Origin of the sequence: Tessaracoccus sp. MC1679 (assembly GCF_014164775.1) — a bacterium.
Taxonomy (GTDB): Bacteria; Actinomycetota; Actinomycetes; order Propionibacteriales; family Propionibacteriaceae; genus Arachnia.
Genome location: NZ_JACJGB010000008.1, coordinates 210,761 through 227,130, shown reverse-complemented (window position 1 = coordinate 227,130; position 16,370 = coordinate 210,761). Strand labels below are relative to the sequence as shown.

Annotated in this window: 16 protein-coding genes; 3 read left to right on the top strand and 13 right to left on the bottom strand. The window is 70.0% G+C overall.

Going from position 1 to position 16,370, the window contains the following annotated elements:
* Positions 1-30 precede the first annotated feature (30 nt).
* Genes H5398_RS17500 through H5398_RS14515 form a run of 3 tightly spaced genes read right to left on the bottom strand, consistent with a single transcriptional unit; the run spans position 31 to position 2,310 of the window.
* Positions 31-900, bottom strand: coding sequence for a DUF4031 domain-containing protein (locus H5398_RS17500; protein WP_182800508.1), 870 nt, complete (start codon positions 898-900; stop codon positions 31-33).
* 14 nt (positions 901-914) lie between these two features.
* On the bottom strand, positions 915-1,154 hold the full coding sequence (locus H5398_RS14520; RefSeq protein WP_182783132.1) for a MoaD/ThiS family protein: 240 nt from the start codon (positions 1,152-1,154) through the stop codon (positions 915-917).
* A gap of 16 nt (positions 1,155-1,170) precedes the next feature.
* On the bottom strand, positions 1,171-2,310 hold the full coding sequence (locus H5398_RS14515; RefSeq protein ID WP_182800507.1) for a ThiF family adenylyltransferase: 1,140 nt from the start codon (positions 2,308-2,310) through the stop codon (positions 1,171-1,173).
* A 295-nt stretch (positions 2,311-2,605) separates the two neighbouring features.
* On the opposite strand from H5398_RS14515, the gene H5398_RS14510 reads away from it, so the two are divergent.
* Both H5398_RS14510 and H5398_RS14505 read left to right on the top strand, forming a co-directional pair.
* Positions 2,606-2,782, top strand: coding sequence for a hypothetical protein (locus tag H5398_RS14510; RefSeq protein WP_182783134.1), 177 nt, complete (start codon positions 2,606-2,608; stop codon positions 2,780-2,782).
* A 77-nt stretch (positions 2,783-2,859) separates the two neighbouring features.
* Positions 2,860-4,293 carry a nitronate monooxygenase gene (locus H5398_RS14505; RefSeq protein WP_370586140.1) on the top strand — a complete coding sequence of 478 codons (1,434 nt, stop codon included), beginning with the start codon at positions 2,860-2,862 and terminating at the stop codon, positions 4,291-4,293.
* Between the two features lie 146 nt (positions 4,294-4,439).
* Here the strand turns inward: H5398_RS14505 and H5398_RS14500 are convergent, their stop codons facing one another.
* The 4 genes from H5398_RS14500 to nadA form a co-directional block, all read right to left on the bottom strand.
* Positions 4,440-5,246 carry a type IV toxin-antitoxin system AbiEi family antitoxin domain-containing protein gene (locus tag H5398_RS14500; protein ID WP_182800506.1) on the bottom strand — a complete coding sequence of 269 codons (807 nt, stop codon included), beginning with the start codon at positions 5,244-5,246 and terminating at the stop codon, positions 4,440-4,442.
* A 167-nt stretch (positions 5,247-5,413) separates the two neighbouring features.
* Positions 5,414-6,322 carry a carboxylating nicotinate-nucleotide diphosphorylase gene (gene nadC / locus H5398_RS14495; protein ID WP_370586145.1) on the bottom strand — a complete coding sequence of 303 codons (909 nt, stop codon included), beginning with the start codon at positions 6,320-6,322 and terminating at the stop codon, positions 5,414-5,416.
* 5 nt (positions 6,323-6,327) lie between these two features.
* Positions 6,328-7,950, bottom strand: coding sequence for an L-aspartate oxidase (nadB, locus tag H5398_RS14490; protein WP_182800504.1), 1,623 nt, complete (start codon positions 7,948-7,950; stop codon positions 6,328-6,330).
* Positions 7,947-8,981, bottom strand: coding sequence for a quinolinate synthase NadA (gene nadA, locus H5398_RS14485; protein WP_182800503.1), 1,035 nt, complete (start codon positions 8,979-8,981; stop codon positions 7,947-7,949). Before nadA ends, nadB begins: the two co-directional genes overlap by 4 nt.
* A 63-nt stretch (positions 8,982-9,044) precedes the next feature.
* Between nadA and H5398_RS14480 the strand changes: the two genes are divergently transcribed.
* On the top strand, positions 9,045-9,761 hold the full coding sequence (locus tag H5398_RS14480) for an NUDIX domain-containing protein (RefSeq protein WP_182800502.1): 717 nt from the start codon (positions 9,045-9,047) through the stop codon (positions 9,759-9,761).
* 3 nt (positions 9,762-9,764) lie between these two features.
* On the opposite strand, the gene H5398_RS14475 is transcribed toward H5398_RS14480, so the two are convergent.
* From H5398_RS14475 to H5398_RS14450, 6 genes are all read right to left on the bottom strand, one after another.
* The gene (locus tag H5398_RS14475) at positions 9,765-10,682 is read right to left on the bottom strand and encodes a DMT family transporter (RefSeq protein ID WP_182783139.1); all 918 of its coding nucleotides are present in this window, start codon (positions 10,680-10,682) and stop codon (positions 9,765-9,767) included.
* Positions 10,683-10,725: 43 nt separating this feature from the next.
* The gene (locus H5398_RS14470; protein WP_182783140.1) at positions 10,726-11,730 is read right to left on the bottom strand and encodes a LacI family DNA-binding transcriptional regulator; all 1,005 of its coding nucleotides are present in this window, start codon (positions 11,728-11,730) and stop codon (positions 10,726-10,728) included.
* A 14-nt stretch (positions 11,731-11,744) separates the two neighbouring features.
* Positions 11,745-13,154 (bottom strand): GH1 family beta-glucosidase, encoded by a 1,410-nt coding sequence (locus H5398_RS14465; protein WP_182783141.1) that lies wholly within the window; start codon positions 13,152-13,154, stop codon positions 11,745-11,747.
* Positions 13,151-14,059, bottom strand: a complete 909-nt coding sequence (locus H5398_RS14460) for a carbohydrate ABC transporter permease (protein ID WP_220489491.1) — start codon at positions 14,057-14,059, stop codon at positions 13,151-13,153. Before H5398_RS14460 ends, H5398_RS14465 begins: the two co-directional genes overlap by 4 nt.
* Positions 14,059-14,991, bottom strand: coding sequence for a carbohydrate ABC transporter permease (locus H5398_RS14455; RefSeq protein ID WP_182783142.1), 933 nt, complete (start codon positions 14,989-14,991; stop codon positions 14,059-14,061). The genes H5398_RS14460 and H5398_RS14455 overlap by 1 nt, the downstream gene beginning before the upstream one ends.
* A 73-nt stretch (positions 14,992-15,064) precedes the next feature.
* The gene (locus tag H5398_RS14450; RefSeq protein WP_182800501.1) at positions 15,065-16,366 is read right to left on the bottom strand and encodes an extracellular solute-binding protein; all 1,302 of its coding nucleotides are present in this window, start codon (positions 16,364-16,366) and stop codon (positions 15,065-15,067) included.
* Positions 16,367-16,370 lie beyond the last annotated feature (4 nt).

The window sequence follows — 16,370 nt, the reverse complement described above, 5'->3', positions numbered from 1 at the left end:
GGGGGGACGTGCGGCTCCGTGGAGCTGAGGTCAGGCGATGAGTCGGGCGAGCTCTGCGGCCAGGTTCTCTCGCGCCCGCGACCCCCACAGATCGCGGCCCCCGGTGGTGCGGAACAGGGGCTCCATCGCGAGCAGGTGCCGTAACACCTCCGCCCGCCCCACCCTCCAGGCGTCGTCGTCGACGTGGGCGTAGTCCAGCCGGACGTCGCGGACGTAGACGTGGTAGCGGCCGGGGATCTGGCCGAGGATCGAGAGGTCCGCGTCGGACAGCAGCGCCCCGCGCTCGTCGTCGGGGGCGTGGGTGGCGGTCATCCTCACCAGCCGCGACACCTGAGCCACGTCGTCGGCCGGAATCAGCCCACCCAGCGACGACTCGGCGAACGCGGCCGAACGCTCCTCGTCATCCCCGGGCACACCGTCGTAGACGGAGTCGTGGAACCATGCCGCGAGCTCGACGACTCCGTCCCGGCACCCCAACTGCCCGAGGGCGGTGAGGCACTGCGCGAGGTGGCGGACGTCGTGGTAGTGGCGGTGAGGCTCCGACCATCGGGCGACGAGGTCGTCGCGGAGGGTCGTCGGCAGACGGAGACGCTCCCATGCGGTGACGACGGCGACGCGGGCCGCCGGGCGGGTGGGGGTCTTCTCGTGGACGCGCACCCGCAGGCCGGAGGCGGCCAGCCGGCGCACCAGCTCCCGCTCATCCAGCGGGAGGGCCCCGGCGGAGACGAGCTCGTCATAGCGCGACACCGGCACGTCGTAGTGGTCGTGGTCGAACGCCCTGGGCGGGATGCCCGCGCGCGCGGCGAAGTCGTGGAGTTCGTCGAGGGACGCGTCCGAGACGAGATGGCCGAACACGGTGCCGTGCGCCGGCCAGCGGGGCGGGTCGATCAGCACGGCCATCGTCGAACCCGCCGTCAGCCGCCGGCGAAGGGCGGGAGGACGTCCAGGAGGGCGTCGTCGGCCAGCGGGGTGGCTGGGTCCTCCACGTATTGGCCGTCGTGGAGGACGGAGCTGACCTCCAGCACCCGCGACAGCCTCGCCCCGTGCCGCGAGCGCAGGTCCGCCAGGAGCGCGCCCAGCGTGGGGGCCGCCACCTGTTCCTGCTCTGTGCCCGCGGCCTCGGCGGCCGCGGCGAAGTACCTCACCGTCGCCATGGGAACCAGTGTCGCATCAGTAGTGGGGGAAGCTCGGGTCGATCCGTTCGCCCCACGCGATCATGCCGCCCTCCATCAGCGACACATCAGGGTGGCCGAGCCCGATGAGGTGCGCCGCGGCGCGGCGCGCGCGGGGTGAGATCTTGCAGTAGACGATGACGGGGCCGTCGGGAAGGTTGTCGTCCAACCGGTCCCAGGTCAGCACCTCGCCGAGCGGCACCGCCAGCGAGCCGGGAATCGTGCCCAGCGCGTGCTCCGCGGGCTCGCGGACGTCCAGGAGCGTGGGCCGCGCGGGATTCTCCAGGATGGCGGCGACGTCCTCGACGGTGAGCTCGTTCAGTGTCATGGGGGCCTCCGCTGTGTGGGGGTGGGTGTGGGGGCGGGTATGGACGACGGGGGGTGCGGGGCGCAGCGGCACCTCGCGGGTGCGCTGGGTGAGCGCGTCGATGAGGAGGATGCGGCCGACGAGGGGGTCGCCGAATCCACAGATCAGCTTGACCGCCTCCGCGGCCATGATGGACCCCACCTGGCCCACCAGCGCGCCCAGCACACCGGCCTCGGCGCACGACGGGACGTCCTCCGGGCGGGGCGGGACCGGGTAGAGGTCGCGGAGGGTGACCGACTCCGGGCGGCCGGGCACGAAGGACGACACCTGGGCGTCGAACTGCAGCACCGCGGCCCAGACCACGGGGAGTCCGAGCTGGGCGCAGGCGTCGGAGACGGCGTAGCGGGTGGGGAAGTTGTCGGCCCCGTCGAGGACGAGGTGGTGGCCTTCGAAGAGGTTGCGGGCGTTGTCAGGGGTGATGCGGGTGCGCTGGGTGGCGACGGTGACGTCTGGGTTCAGGCCGGTCACGAACGCGGCGGCGGAGTCCACCTTGGGGAGGCCGACTGCATTGTCGCGGTGGATGATCTGCCGCTGGAGGTTGCTGGCGTCCACCACGTCGTCGTCGATGACCGTGAGGTGCCCGACGCCGGCAGCGGCGAGGTAGGCCAGGATCGGGCTCCCGAGCCCGCCGGCGCCGACGACCGCGACCCGCGCGGCGAGCAGGCGCCGCTGGGCCTCGATGCCCATGCCGGGGACCAGCAGGTGCCGCGAGTAGCGGGTGAGCTGGGCGCGGGTGAGCTCCGGGCCGGGTTCAACGAGCGGGGCTGTCACGCATTCGAGCCTACCCTCGCATTCTTCGGAGAGCCCCCGCCCGGTAGGGGGTTTGAGCAAATGGCACGACTCGCGACGGAGGCCACGCTCGTCTTGAGCGCGGAGCTGACCGCGAGCCGTGCCATTTGCTCAAACCCGTCACACGGGACCGGCCGCCGCGCTGCCCAACGACTCCCGGTACCCGACGAGCCGGTCCGCGGCCGGCGCGGGGGGCTCTCGGCCGGGAATCCTTCGAATCGACGGTGGCGTCATCCTCTCACGCACCGCCAAGTGCCTGCCCGTCTACGATGACCCCATGCGGACCACAGCGCAGTTGCTCGCCGAGATCCGGGCCGACGGTGGCCTCGAGGAGTTCTGCGCGGCCCAGGGGATCGACCTCTTTGTGATGCGTCATGACCACGTGGCTGTTGATGACGGGGGAGGGAGATCGCGCGGAGGGGCCACCCTCGGAGGCGCCCTGAAGACCGGGTAACCGTGGACCCCGGAGTCGATTCTTACGCATCCGTAAGTTACGGTACCGTAGGAACACCATTTGTGAGGAGATCATCAGTGCCCATCACACATCCCCCGACCGTGATTCAGGGCGGCATGGGCGTCGCAGTGTCGTCCTGGAAGCTGGCCCGCGAGGTCTCCCAGTGCGGCGAACTCGGCGTCGTCTCCGGCACCGCCCTCGACGGCGTGCTGGCCCGGGTGCTGCAGGACGGCGATCCTGGCGGACACCGCCGCCGTGCGCTGGCGCACTTCCCGTCGCCCGCGATGGCCCAGCGGATCCTCGACACCTACTTCCTCGAAGGCGGCCGCGCCCCCGGCCAGCCGTACCGCCCGCACCCCACCCTCACGATCTCGCCGAGGCGGGCGGCCATCGAGCTCAACCTCGTCGGCAACTTCTCCGAGGTCTGGCTGGCCAAGGAGCGGCACTCCGGCCTGGTCGGGATCAACATGTTGGAAAAGATCCAGACCGCCAGCCTGTCCGCCATCCTCGGCGCGATGCTGGCCGACGTCGACTACGTGATCATGGGCGCCGGGGTGCCGCGCGAGATCCCCAGGCTGCTCACCGAGTTCGCGGCCGGCCGCACCGGCCACCTCACCATCGACGTGGTCAACTCCACGACGACCCACACGGCTTCCCTCAACCCGGTCACCGCCATGGGCGACGAGCTGCCCGCCCTGCGGCGCCCCAACTTCCTCGCGATCGTCACCCTCCATGTGCTCGCGGACTACCTCAACCGCGACCCCGAGATCCGTCCCGATGGCTTCATCGTCGAGGGCCCCCGCGCCGGTGGGCACAGCTCCCCGCCGCGCGGCGTGCGTGTCCTCGACGAGGCCGGGGACCCGATCTACGGGCCGAGGGACGACGCGGACCTGAGCAAGATCGCCCGCGTGGGCCTGCCGTTCTGGGTTGCCGGCGGCTACGCCACCCCGGAGAAGGTCGCGGAGGCTCGCGCCGCAGGCGCCGAGGGCGTGCAGATCGGCACCTTGTTCGCACTGGCGGACGAGTCCGGCCTCACCCCTGCCATCCGGCAGCAGTTGATGGCCGAGCTGGAGTCCGGTGACTTGGTGGTGCGCAACGATCCGCGCGCGTCGCCGACCGGCTTCCCCTTCAAGGTGGCCCAACTGGCCGACACCCTCTCCGAGGAGGACGTCTACCAGGCGCGGGAACGCATCTGCGACCTCGGGTACCTCCGCATCCCTGTCGAGCGCCCAGACAAGTCGATCACCTACCGATGCCCGTCGGAGCCCCTCAAGCCCTACCTCCGCAAGGGCGGCTCCGAAGAGGACACGGTGGGGCGCAAGTGCCTCTGCAACGCTCTGATGGCCAACATCGGTCTTGGGCAGCTCCGTAAGGACGGCTACCAGGAGCAGCCTGCGGTCACCCTCGGGCAGGACCTGGACGGCGCCAAGGCGCTGTCGGCCCTGTATCCCGGTGGGTGGACCGCTCGGCAGGCTGTCGACTGGTTGCTGTCGGTCCACGCGCCGCGCTGACCCCTGACGAGGAGTAGCCGCACCCTTCCCTGACCTCGGATGGCGACGAGGTCGGGGAGGCGTGCCGACTGATCTGCAGGAATCTACGTAGAGAGCGGCATTTGTGTATATACACAAATGCCGCTCTCTACGTAGCATGTTGCAGATCACTTGGGCCTCAAGTGGCGGCGTTTGCGGAGTTCATGGATCAAGCTCTGTTGGGTAGCCGGCCATTTCTTCCAGATCTGCTGGTAGCTGAGCCTCAGCGTCGTGTAGCCGAGTCCTCTCGCGGCAAGATCCCGCCGTCGGTCGTTCTCGTAGTTGGTCTCGCCGTGGTGTGCCTGGCTGTCGCACTCGACGATGAGCGAGTCTCCCACCAGGAGGTCGACGAACCCAACGCCGTCGATCTCGGCCTGAGCCCTGACGGAGACGCGCCTGCGCACGAAGAAGAGCCTGACTCTCGTTTCGCTCCCGGACTGGGCGGGTGCGATTCGGTCGCGGTAGTCGGCGTACTTCTTCGGCAACCCTCCGAGTGCCCAGCGGACTTCCTCCAGAGGTGCCAGGCCGAGGTTCAGGGCGGACTCGGCCACGATCATGGCGTCCTCCACCGGGTGTCGGACCGCCACCTGTCGCAGGCAGTCCGACAACGGCCAGACTGCCTCTGGCGGATATCTGACCCCGTAAGGATGGGCGATCAACCCCTTGCGCCTGACGGGGTCGGTTCCAGACCCGTAGACGACATGGATTCCTGACCTGTTGGGGACCCAGAGTCCATGGTGCCGGCATCCGCTGAGGCAGCCCAGCCTGGCGCCAGCCTTGAGGGCGCGCTGCACGTCTTCGTCGGCTCCGTCCGTGGCATACCAGCCCGGGCGGATCCGGCGCAAGCTTCCGTTCTTCACCAGCAGAGCGGCGTGGTGCCGGGTGATGCCCGCGTCTCGAAGTTGAGCGGGGGAGTAGATGCCTTGGAGATCCATGCCGCCACTCTCGGCAACCTGGCGGGGCATTTCCCGCCACGCCTGACGCCCTGTGGACGACCTCGCCTCTGCAACTTGCTATCCAGAGCGCGGTTTCTGCAGATATCCACAGAAACCGCGCTCTGGATAGCACGTTGCAGACAGGGGTGGCCAGATCCGGGCGTTGGTCAGGAAGTGAGGTCGAGTCCGAGGTCGAGAACCTCTGCCGAGTGGGTCAGGGCGCCGACGGCAATGAACTCCACTCCTGTGGCCGCGACCTCGGCGGCCCGCTCAAGCGTCAGCCCTCCGCTCGCCTCCGTCCGGACCCCCGCTTCGCGGCACACAGCAACGGCCTCGCGGGTCTCCGCCAGGGTCATGTTGTCCAGCAGCACCAGCTCGGCGCCTGCCGCGACCGCCTCGCGCACCTGCGCGACGGTGTCGCACTCCACCTCCACCGCGACACCCGGCGCGTGCGCACGCACAGCCCGGAACGCCGCCGCGACCGACCCCGCCGCCGCGACATGGTTGTCCTTGATCAGCGCCGCGTCCCCGAGCGCCATCCGGTGGTTGACGCCCCCGCCGCACACGACTGCGTACTTCTGCAGGGCGCGCATGCCCGGCACGGTCTTGCGCGTGTCGCGGATCCGGGCCTCGCTCCCGGCCACGGCGGACACCCACTCAGCCGTCTCAGTCGCCACCCCGGAGAGCTGCCCCAGGAAGTTCAACAGCGTCCGCTCGGCCGTCAGCAGGCAGCGGACCGGCCCGGCGATCCGCAGCACGACGTCGCCCGGCTCTACCCGCGCCCCGTCCTCGAGCACCACCTCGGCCGACGCCTCGACCCCCAGCCGCGACGCCACCACCCGCAGCACCTCGACCGCTACCGGCACCCCCGCGACGACTCCAGCCTCGCGCGCCACCACCTCCGCGACCCCGACGGCGTCCGCCGGCACCGTCGCCTCCGTCGTGACGTCCGGCCCGAGCCGGAGGTCCTCGTCCACCGCCACGGCGATGATCCGCCGCACCTCGGCTGGGTCGACGGCGCCCCAGGCGTCGACCACGTCGCGGTCCAGTGGGGCAAGGTCGATCTCGGTCGACAGGGCGTTCATGCTGCGGTCCTTTCGGCGATGGTGAGGGGCGCAGAGGTGAGCTCAAGGCCGCCCTCCGTGAGGCGGATGGCGATCCTCCGCTCCCAGGCGGGCGACGTGGTGGGGTAGTCGGCGCGCCGGTGGCATCCGCGGGACTCGGTCCGCGCCGAAGCGGCGGCCACCAGGGCGGTCGCGACGGCGTGCAGGTTCGTGGCCGTGAGGGTCGCGTCATCCACCACACCAGCAACACGTGGCGCCTCGGCCAGAGCGGCGCCGAGCGCACCCAAGCCATCGGACGTCCGCGACACGAAGGCCTCGTGCTGCATCCACGCCCTGATGCCTGGGACCGCCGAAGGATCGACGACGCCCACGACACCCCGCGACACCGGCGCCCCAGCCCGCGACACAGACCCGGAGGCGAGTAGAGCCCCTACCCGGTCGCCCGCTACCAGCGCCTCGGTCAGCGAGTTCGACGCCAACCGGTTCGCCCCGTGCACGCCCGTCGCCGCGACCTCGCCGACGGCGAAAAGCCCCTGCACCGACGTCCGCCCGGACAGGTCCGCCGCGACACCCCCGCACGCGTAGTGGGCGGCCGGGTGCACCGGGATGAGTTCGGTCACGGGGTCGACGCCTCGGCCCCGGCACAGCGCCAGGATCCCGGGGAAGTGGCCCTCCCACGTCGACCGCCCGAAGAACGTCGCGTCCAGCCACACGTGCGCGGCACCCGTCCGTTCCAGGTGAGACATGATCGCGGCCGAGACGACGTCGCGCGGCGCCAGCTCGAGCAGCGGGTGCACCCCAGCCATGATCCGGCGGCCCGCGTCGTCGACCAGCCACGCGCCCTCGCCGCGCACCGCCTCGGACACCAGGACCCCCCGCGACCCCGCGTCGGCGTCGGCCAGCACGGTGGGGTGGAACTGCATGAACTCGAGGTCGCGCACCTCGGCGCCGGCCCGCAGCGCCGCGGCCACGCCGTCGCCCGTCGCGCCCAGCGGGTTGCTCGTGACGGGCCACAACTGACCGAGCCCGCCGGTGGCGAGCACGACGGCGCCGGCGAGCAGCTCGCCCACCTGGCCGTCGGCGTCGAGCAGCCGCACCCCGCAGGCCCGCCCCTCGGCATCCGTGAGCACGTCGACGAGCCGCGTCCGGGTCATGACCCGCGTCCGCGACCCCGCGAGAGCCGACGACAGCGCCGCCCACAGCGCACGCTCGATTTCCGCGCCTGTGGCGTCGCCGTCGGCGTGGATGATCCTCCGCGCCGAATGACCGCCCTCGAGGTGCAGGTCCAGCCCGCCCCCGGACCCCCGGTCGAACCGCGCCCCCAGCCCGATCAGCCGCCGGATCGCGCCCGGTGCACTGGCCACCAGATCCGACACGACCCCCGCGTCGCACAATCCCGCCCCGGCGGTCAGGGTGTCGGCCACGTGGGAGGCGAGCGTGTCGCCGTCGTCCCACACCGCCGCGAGCCCGCCCTGCGCCCAGGCGGTGGCCGAGTCCGTGACCTCGCCGCGGGTGACGGCCACGCAGTCGACGCCGGCGGCGGCCAGGTGCAGCAGCGCGGAGAGGCCCGCCGCGCCGGTGCCGACCACCACGACGTCGGTCCGCCCCGTCCAGGCGGGGGCAGCCGCGGGCAGCATCATTCCCCCGACCCGGGGTTGCCGATCGCCACCATCCGCTCGACGGCCTGCCGCGCCCGGGCGGCCACGTCCGCCGGAACATCCACCTCGTACGCCCTGGTCAGCGCAGGGTCACCGAGGCACGCCTCCAGCTTCTCCGGCGTGGTCATCTTCATGAACGGGCACGCGGCCTTGGGGTTGACCGGCTGGAAGTCGGTCAGGGGATTGGCCTTGCGCAGCTGGTGCAGCATGCCGATCTCGGTGGCCACCAGCACCTGGCGCGACGTCTCCCGCCGCGCGTAGTCAAGCATTCCGCCGGTGGAGAGCACGTGGGTGCGGTCGCCGGGCAGCTCGCCGGACTCGGCCAGCCACAACGCACTCGTGGTGCAGCCGCACTCGGGGTGCACGTACAGGTCGGCGGCGGGGTTGTCGCGCACGGACTCGATGAGGTCCGACGGCGAGATGTCGGCGTGCACGTGGCACTCGCCGAGCCAGACGTGGATGTTCGTCCGGCCGGTGGCGCGGCGCACGTGCGCGCCGAGGAACTGGTCCGGGAGGAAGAGGATCTCGCGGTCCTCGGGGATGGAGCGGACCACCTCGACGGCGTTGGAGCTGGTGCAGCAGATGTCCGTCTCGGCCTTCACCTCGGCGGTGGTGTTGACGTAGCTCACGACGACGGCGCCGGGATGCTCGGCCTTCCAGGCGCGCAGCTGGTCCGCGTTGATCGTGTCGGCGAGCGAGCAGCCGGCCGCCTGGTCCGGGATGAGGACGCGCTTGGCGGGAGAGAGGAGCTTGGCGGTCTCGGCCATGAAGTGGACGCCGGCGAAGACGATGGTCTCGGCATCGGAGGTCGCGGCGATGCGGGAGAGAGCCAGCGAGTCGCCCACGTGGTGCGCGACGTCCTGGATGATCGGCGCCTGGTAGTTGTGGGCGAGGATGACGGCGTTGCGGGCGGCGGCGAGCGCGTGGACGCGGGTCTGCCACGCGGCCACCTCGTCGGCGGTCCACAGCTCCCACGCCTCGGTGCCGACGCCGCGCTCCTGTAGGAGGGTCATCTCCTGCTCCTTTCCGGTTTTCGACTCTCAGGCGAAAACTAGGGGAACTGTAGCATGCCATCCATGGCTCCCCATCCCCCGCGCGATTCCGTGGGCGTCGCGCTCTACCGGCACGAGGCCATCGGGGCGGTCCTGCAGGTGCGCGGGGTCGACGACGGCGCCCCCCGGCTCTCCGTGTTGCTGGCCCGGCGTGACCACGAGCCGTTCGAGGGGCGGTTCGCGCTACCGAGCGGCCCCGTCGAGCCGGAGGAGACGCTGGAGGCCGCGGTGCTGAGGCACCTGGCGGAGAAGGTGGATGTCGCGGGGCTGACGCACCTCGAGCAGCTGGGCACTCGCTCCGACCCTGGCCGCGACCCCGCGCAGCGCACCATCGGCACCAGCTACCTCGGGCTCGTGCCGACGGTGCTGGAGCCGCACCTGCCGGAGCGGGCGTCGTGGGTGGCTGTCGACGAGCTGCCGGACCTGGCGTTCGACCACGCCACCGTCGTCGCCCAGGCAGTCACCCGGCTCCGGGCGAAGCTCAGCTACACCAACATCGGGTTCGCGCTGATGCCGGCGGAGTTCACGATCGCTGAGCTGCGGGAGGTGTATGTCGCGGCGTTGGGCCACGACGTCGCGCCGACGAACCTGGAGCGGGTTCTGACGAGGCGCGGCCAGTTGGTGCCGACGGGGGAGATGTCGGCGCCCGGCACGAAGGGTGGCCGCCCGGCCCGCGTGTTCCGTTTCCGCGACCGTGCTTTGGTGGTCACCGACCCGTTCGCCGTCCTCCGCCCCGAGTAGGCCTCACCCAGCGCGGGGAGGGGGGTCGGCGTCGTCGCGCCCCGGGATTGAGATGGTGTCGTTCACGGCATCGGCCTGCCCACCGCGGATGCCGATGAGGGTGGCCAGCAGAATCAAAGCTCCGCCGGCCACGAGGCGGATTGTGACGGCCTCGCCGCCGAAGCCGACGGCGAACGCCGAGGCGAAGACCGGCTCGAACGTCATGAGTAGGGCCACCCGGGTGGGGGTGATGTGGCGCTGCGCCCAGGTCTGCAACAGCATCGTGACGATGCCGGCCATGATCGCGGTGTAGACGATGGCGCCCCAGACGCCGGGGTCCGCGGGCACGTGGTAGCCGCCGGGGAGGCCCAGGAAACCGGTGGTCAGCGCCACGCCGATGAGCTGGACGATGGCCAGGCTCATGGCGTCCATGGAACGTGACCACCGGTCCAGCAGGACGATGTGAACGGCGTACAGCGCCGCGCCGACGAGGGTGAGCGCCTCGCCGACTCCGCCGTTGCCGAGCCCGGTGAGGCTCAGCACCGCGAGCCCGGCGAGTGCCAGCGCCACCGCCACCCACGTGCGGACGTTGAGTCGGGCCTTGAAGGCGATCCACATGATGATCGGGGTCAGGACCACGTACGTGCCGGTGATGAACCCGGAGACTGAGGCCGCCGTCGTCTGCAGGCCCACGGTCTGGACGATCTGCGCAAGGCCGTAGAGGCAGCCGAGGGCCAGTCCGATCTGCCACTGCGTGGCGGTGAGGCGGCTGAGTCGTCGCCAGAAGACGAAGGCGGGGATGGCGGCTCCGACGGCGAACCGGACGGCGAGGAAGTCGATGGGGTCGATCTTGCTGACGGCGTCCTTGATGATGAAGAACGTCGACCCCCAGATCGCCGTCACCACGAGCAATGCCAGGGTGGCGACGGTTGGCTTCCGCATGCTCCTCCTCCCGCTCTGTGTGTCGCGGGAAGTCTACGGGCGGCTAGCCGGAGGCGCGGATCTTCAACTCCACCGGCAGCGTCACCGGAGACGCGATCTCCCGCCCCTCAACGAGGCCCAACACCATCAGGGTGGCCTGCCGGCCCAACTCGACCGCGGGGTTGACCACCGTCGTCAAGGGCGGGTCGAGTGTCGCGGCGGCCGCGAAGTCGTCGAATCCGATCACCTTCACCTGCTCGCCGATCCGGATCCCGCGCGCCCGGAGCGTATCCATCACGCCTTGGGCCATCAGGTCCGAGGCCGCGAAGATCCCGTCGATCGCTGGGTCTGCGTCGAGCAGCTCAGCCGCCGCGCGGGCGCCCGACTCGCGGGTGTAGTCGCCGTGCGCGACGGCGACCTCGAGCCCCGCATCCTCGAGAACCGTGCGCCAGCCGGTGAGTCGGTCCAGCGCCGCCGACATGTCCGACGGGCCAGCGACGGTGGCAGGGCGGCGCACCCCCGTCGCCAGCATCCGCTCCGCCGCGAGACGTGCGCCGCCCAAGTTGTCGGTGTCCACGAAGTACGGATGATGATCAGTGTCCGGAAGCAGCGGCGCCCCCAGGAACACCGTCGGGATGGGCAGGTTGAGCGCGGCCGCGACCAGCCCGTCGGAGCGGTGGTGCGACACCACGATCGCCCCCGCAACGCGCCCCTCAAGCAGGAAGTCGACGACTGAACCGGACCGGTCCGGGTGTGACGCGAACACCATCACGAGCTGCATGTCTGTGCCGGCCATGCCGTCGTTGATGCCGGCCACAGCCAGGCCGAAGAAGGGGTCCGAGAAGACCATCCCGTCCGGCTCCGGCACCACCATCGCGAGCGTGTTGGAGCGCCCCGTCGCCAGGGACCGGGCCGACGCGTTGGGCACGTAGCCCAGCTTGGAGACGGCGGCCCCCACCTTGGCAGCGGTCTCCGTTGCCACCCCGGGATCGTGACGCACGACGCGTGACACCGTGGCGCGCGAGACGCCCGCGAACCGTGCGACGTCCTCCAGCGTCGGCCTCACCATCGTCGGTCCCTTCACTACCCCTGCACGCCATTCTGGCGCGCAGCGTCACGGAAGAATAGAGCCGACGCCTTCGGGGTGCGCTGCTGTGTCTCGTAATCCACGCGCACGATGCCGAAGCGCTTGTCGTAGCCCCACGCCCATTCGAAGTTGTCCATCAGGGACCACACGAAGTACCCGCGCACGTCCACCCCGGCCGAGATGGCGTCGTGGACGGCGACGAGATGGTCGCGCACGAACGACACCCGGTCCTGGTCGTCGACAAAGCCCTCCGCGTTCGCCACGTCAGGCATCGCGGCGCCGTTCTCAGTCACGTACAGCGGGATGCCGGCCGGGCCGGTGTACTCCTCCTGCAGCCGCACCAGCAGCCGGGTCAGGCCCTCGGGCTGGATCTCCCAGTCCTGATCCGTGACCGGCAGCCCGCGCGGCACGGACGTCACCCACTCGGAGCCGATGTTCGGGTTCCCCCGAACCCGCCCGTCGGGCAGCACCACCGGTGCGTAGTCCGACGACGGCGTGCCGGTGACGGCCTCACCGTGGTAGTAGTTCACGCCCAGCACGTCGATGGGGGTGGAGATGATCTCCAGATCCCCCGGCTGGATGGCGTCCTCGAGGCCGAGCCCCGCCAGGTCTTCCAGCACGTCCGCCGGGTACTCCCCGCGGAAGATCGGGTCCAGGAAGAAGCGGTTGAAAATCCCGTCGATCCGCCTGGCGGCCTCCACGTCGTTGGCCGACGACGGGTCCAGCGGGTCCGGAACCGTGTGGTTGGTGGTGATCCCCAGCGTGGCCGACGGCGCCAGCTCGCGCAGCCGCGCCGTCGCCATCCCGTGGGCCAGCAGCAGGTGGTGCGCCGCGTGCAGGCCTTCGCGCCGCGAGGCATGCCCGGGGGCGTGCTCCCCGCAGGCGTAGGAGAGGAACGACGAGCACCACGGCTCGTTGAGCGTGGTCCAGATGTTGACCCTGTCACCCAGCGCGGCGTGCATCGCCTCGGCGTACTCGACGAAGCGGTAGGCGGTGTCGCGGTTGGTCCAGCCCCCCTTGTCCTGCAGTGCGGCGGGCAGGTCCCAGTGGTAGAGCGTCACCCACGGCGTGATGCCGTGGCCGAGGAGCTCGTCGACCAGACGTGAGTAGAAGTCCAGGCCCCGGGGGTTGAGGTCCTTGTCGTCGGGGCGCACGCGGGGCCACGACGTCGAGAAGCGGTAGGACTGCAGTCCCAGGTCCGCCATCATGCCCACGTCCTGCGGCATGCGGTGGTAGTGGTCGCAGGCGACCGTGCCGTCGTGGCCGCCGAAGACGGCGCCCGGCTCACGGCAGAACACGTCCCAGATGGAGTCCGTGCGGCCGTCCTCGTGGGTGGCCCCCTCGATCTGAAACGACGCGGTGGCGCTGCCCCACAGGAAGCCTGGGGGGAACTGATAGGCGGTCATCCCTTGACTGCTCCTTGCATGATGCCGGCCACCAACTGGCGCCCGGCGACGGCGAACAGGACAACCAGCGGCAGCGTGGCGACGAGGACGCCGGCCATGATGAGCGAGTAGTCCTTGAAGTAGGACGCCTGGAGCAGCTGCAGCGCCACCGGGAGGGTGGGGTTGGCAGAGCCCAGGATGATGAAGGGCCAGAAGAAGTTGGTCCAGGACCCGACGAAAGTGAACAGGCCCAGCATTGCCGCGGCGGGACGGGCCGCCGGGAGCGCGATGGACCAGAATGTGCGGATCATGGAGGCGCCGTCTACTCGGGCCGCCTCGATCAACTCGAAGGGCAGCGCCTCGCGCAGGTACTGGGTCATCCAGAACACACCGAAGGCCGTGACCATGCCGGGCACGATGACCGCCTGGAGCTTGCCCACCCAGTCCAGCTCGGACATGAGGATGAACAGGGGCACGATGCTGAGCTGCGTCGGAACCGCCATGGTCGCGATGACGAACACCAGCAGGCCGCTGCTGCCGCGGAACCGTAGCTTCGCGAACGAGTAACCGGCCAGCGTCGAGAAGAACACCACTGAGATGGCGGTGATCGTGGAGACGATCACCGAGTTGCCCAGCGCCGTCCAGAACTTGATGTCCGAGGTGATGACGCGACCGATGTTGGCCATCAGGTTGCCACCAGGGATGAAGGACGGGATGGGGTTGCGCGCGATCTCGGGCGCGGTCGAGGAGGCCAGCAGGATCGTGAAGTAGATCGGGTAGATCGAGATGAGCACGACGGCGGCGAGGGCGGCGTACGTCGCCCAGCCTGGGCGCTTGTCAACGCCGTGCAGCTTGCGTCGCACCGCGCGGGCTGCGCCCTTGCCTGCCAACTGCTCGACCATGGGGGAGGACATCTGCGTGGACATCAACGGCCCGCCTTTCCGCTCGAGGATGACGCGATGGAGCGCGTGATGAGGTAGTTGATGACGCCCACCAGGATGATGATGAGGAACAGGATCCAGGACACGGCCGCGGCGCGGCCGAAGCTCTTCTGGGCTCCCCAGCCCAGCTCGTAGATGTACATCGTCAGCGTCATCCACTGCCGGTCCGCGCCGCCCTGGCCCAGGGTGTCGAACATGCGGGGCTCGTCGAAGATCTGGAGGCCGCCGATGGTGGAGGTGATGACGACGAAGATGATGGTGGGCCGCAGCATCGGGATGGTGATGGAGAAGAAGGTGCGCCAGCGGGCGGCGCCGTCGACGATCGCGGCCTCGTAGACCTCCCGCGGGATGGCCTGCATGGCGGCGAGGAAGATCAGCGCGTTGTAGCCGGTCCAGCGGAAGTTCACCATGGTGGCGATGGCGATGTGGGCGGCCAGCGGATCCGCGTGCCAGCCGATGCCGGCCGCGCCCAGGTTCGCGAGGACCGCGTTCACGAGGCCGGACTGGTCGGCGAAGATCTTCGCGAAGATCATGGAGACGGCCACGGGCGCCACAACGTAGGGGAGCAGCACGCCCATCCGCCAGAAGGTCTTCGCGCGGAGGTTGGTGTCGAGCAGGTAGGCGATGACGATCGCGGCCATCACCTGCGGCACGGAGGAGAGCAGGAAGATCGAGAAGGTATTGCGCAGCGCCTTGTAGAAGTTGGGCTGCTGGAGCACGTCGGTGTAGTTCTTGAGGCCCACCAGGTCGCCTTGACCGCCGATCAGGTGCCAGTCATGCACCGACACGTAGGCGGTGTACACCAGTGGAAACAGGCCGACGATGAAGAACAGGATGAAGAACGGGCTGATGTACAGGTAAGGCGACGCCTTGACGTCGAGCCGGCTCAGGCGCTGGCTCAGGGTGAGCTCTCTCATGGGGATGTCTTTCGGGCAGCGGGGACGGGGCGGGGTCGGGGGCCGGGGGTGCGACCCCCGACCCCGCGGTGACTCAGCTGAGGCCGAGGGCGTCGTAGGCCGCGAGGGCCTTGTCCCACGAGCCGGCGGCGTCGTCGGTGCCTTCGACGTCGACACGGTTCAGACCGTCAGTGACCAGCTGCGCAAGGGCGAAGTAGTTCGGGCCCTTGAAAGGCTGCACGGTGACGGCCTTGGCGCGGTCGGCCAGGATCTGTCCGGTGGGCGCGTCGTTGAAGAACGCGTTGGTGGACTCCAGCAGGGCCGGGTCCTCGAGGGCATCGACCTGCGACGGGAAGGTGCCCTTGGCCTCGAACGCCTTGATCTGCTGCTCAGGGGCGGTCAGCCATGCGGCGAGCTCCTTGGCCGCCTCGTGGTTGGGGCCCTGCTCAGGAACGGTCAGGTAGGAACCGCCCCAGTTGCCGCCGCCGCCCGGGTAAACGTTGGCGATGTCCCAGCCCTCGACGCCCTCGGCGTTGCCCTCGATGACGCCCAGCATCCAGCCGGGGCAGAGCATGGTGGCGAACTTCTCACCCTGGAAGGCGTTGGTCCAGTCCTCGGTCCACTGCGCCAGGCCGGCGGACAGGCCGTCGTCGACGGCAGCGGTGGCGATCTGGTCGTAGATCCCCTTGATCTCCGCGTTCTCGCTCAGCGGGATGGGGGTGCCGTCCGAATTCTCGAAGGGGTTCTCCACCTGGTTGACCATGCCCTGGAAGGTGGCCGAGGCGGAATCGAACCAGGCGACGCCGCCCGACTTGGCCACGTAGTCCTTCCCGACGGTGAAGTAGTTGTCCCAGTCGCCCTCGAGCAGCGCGGCAACTTCCTCGCGGTCGGTCGGGAAGCCGGCCTTCTCCATGAGGTCGGCGCGGTAGCAGATGCCCTGGGGGCCGATGTCGGTGCCGTAGCCGATGAGCTTGCCGTCTTCGGTGGTCACGGCGGCGGTCTTCCAGTCGAGCCAGCGGCCCTCCAGCTCGGGGTCCGCCAGGTCGACGAACTTGTCCGGGTACTGCATGAGCTCGGTCAACCAGTCGATCTCGATGGCCTCGATGTCGGCCAGGCCCGAGCCTGCGGCGAGGCGGGTGTTCATGTTGTCGCGGGCCTCGTTGGCCGTCGCGGCCTTGCGCTGCTCGACGGTGATGTTGGGGTTGTCGGCCATGTACTCCTTGATCAGCTCTTCGTAGCCGAACTCGTTGAACGTGGCGACGGTGAGGGTGATCTTCTCGTCCGGGTTCGCCGAGGCGTCCTGGGACGTGGTGGCGTCGGGGGTGCCCGACGCGCAGGCCGTGAGTAGGGCGCCGACGCAAGCGACGGCGGCGAGGTTGCGGATGACAGGACGCACGGTG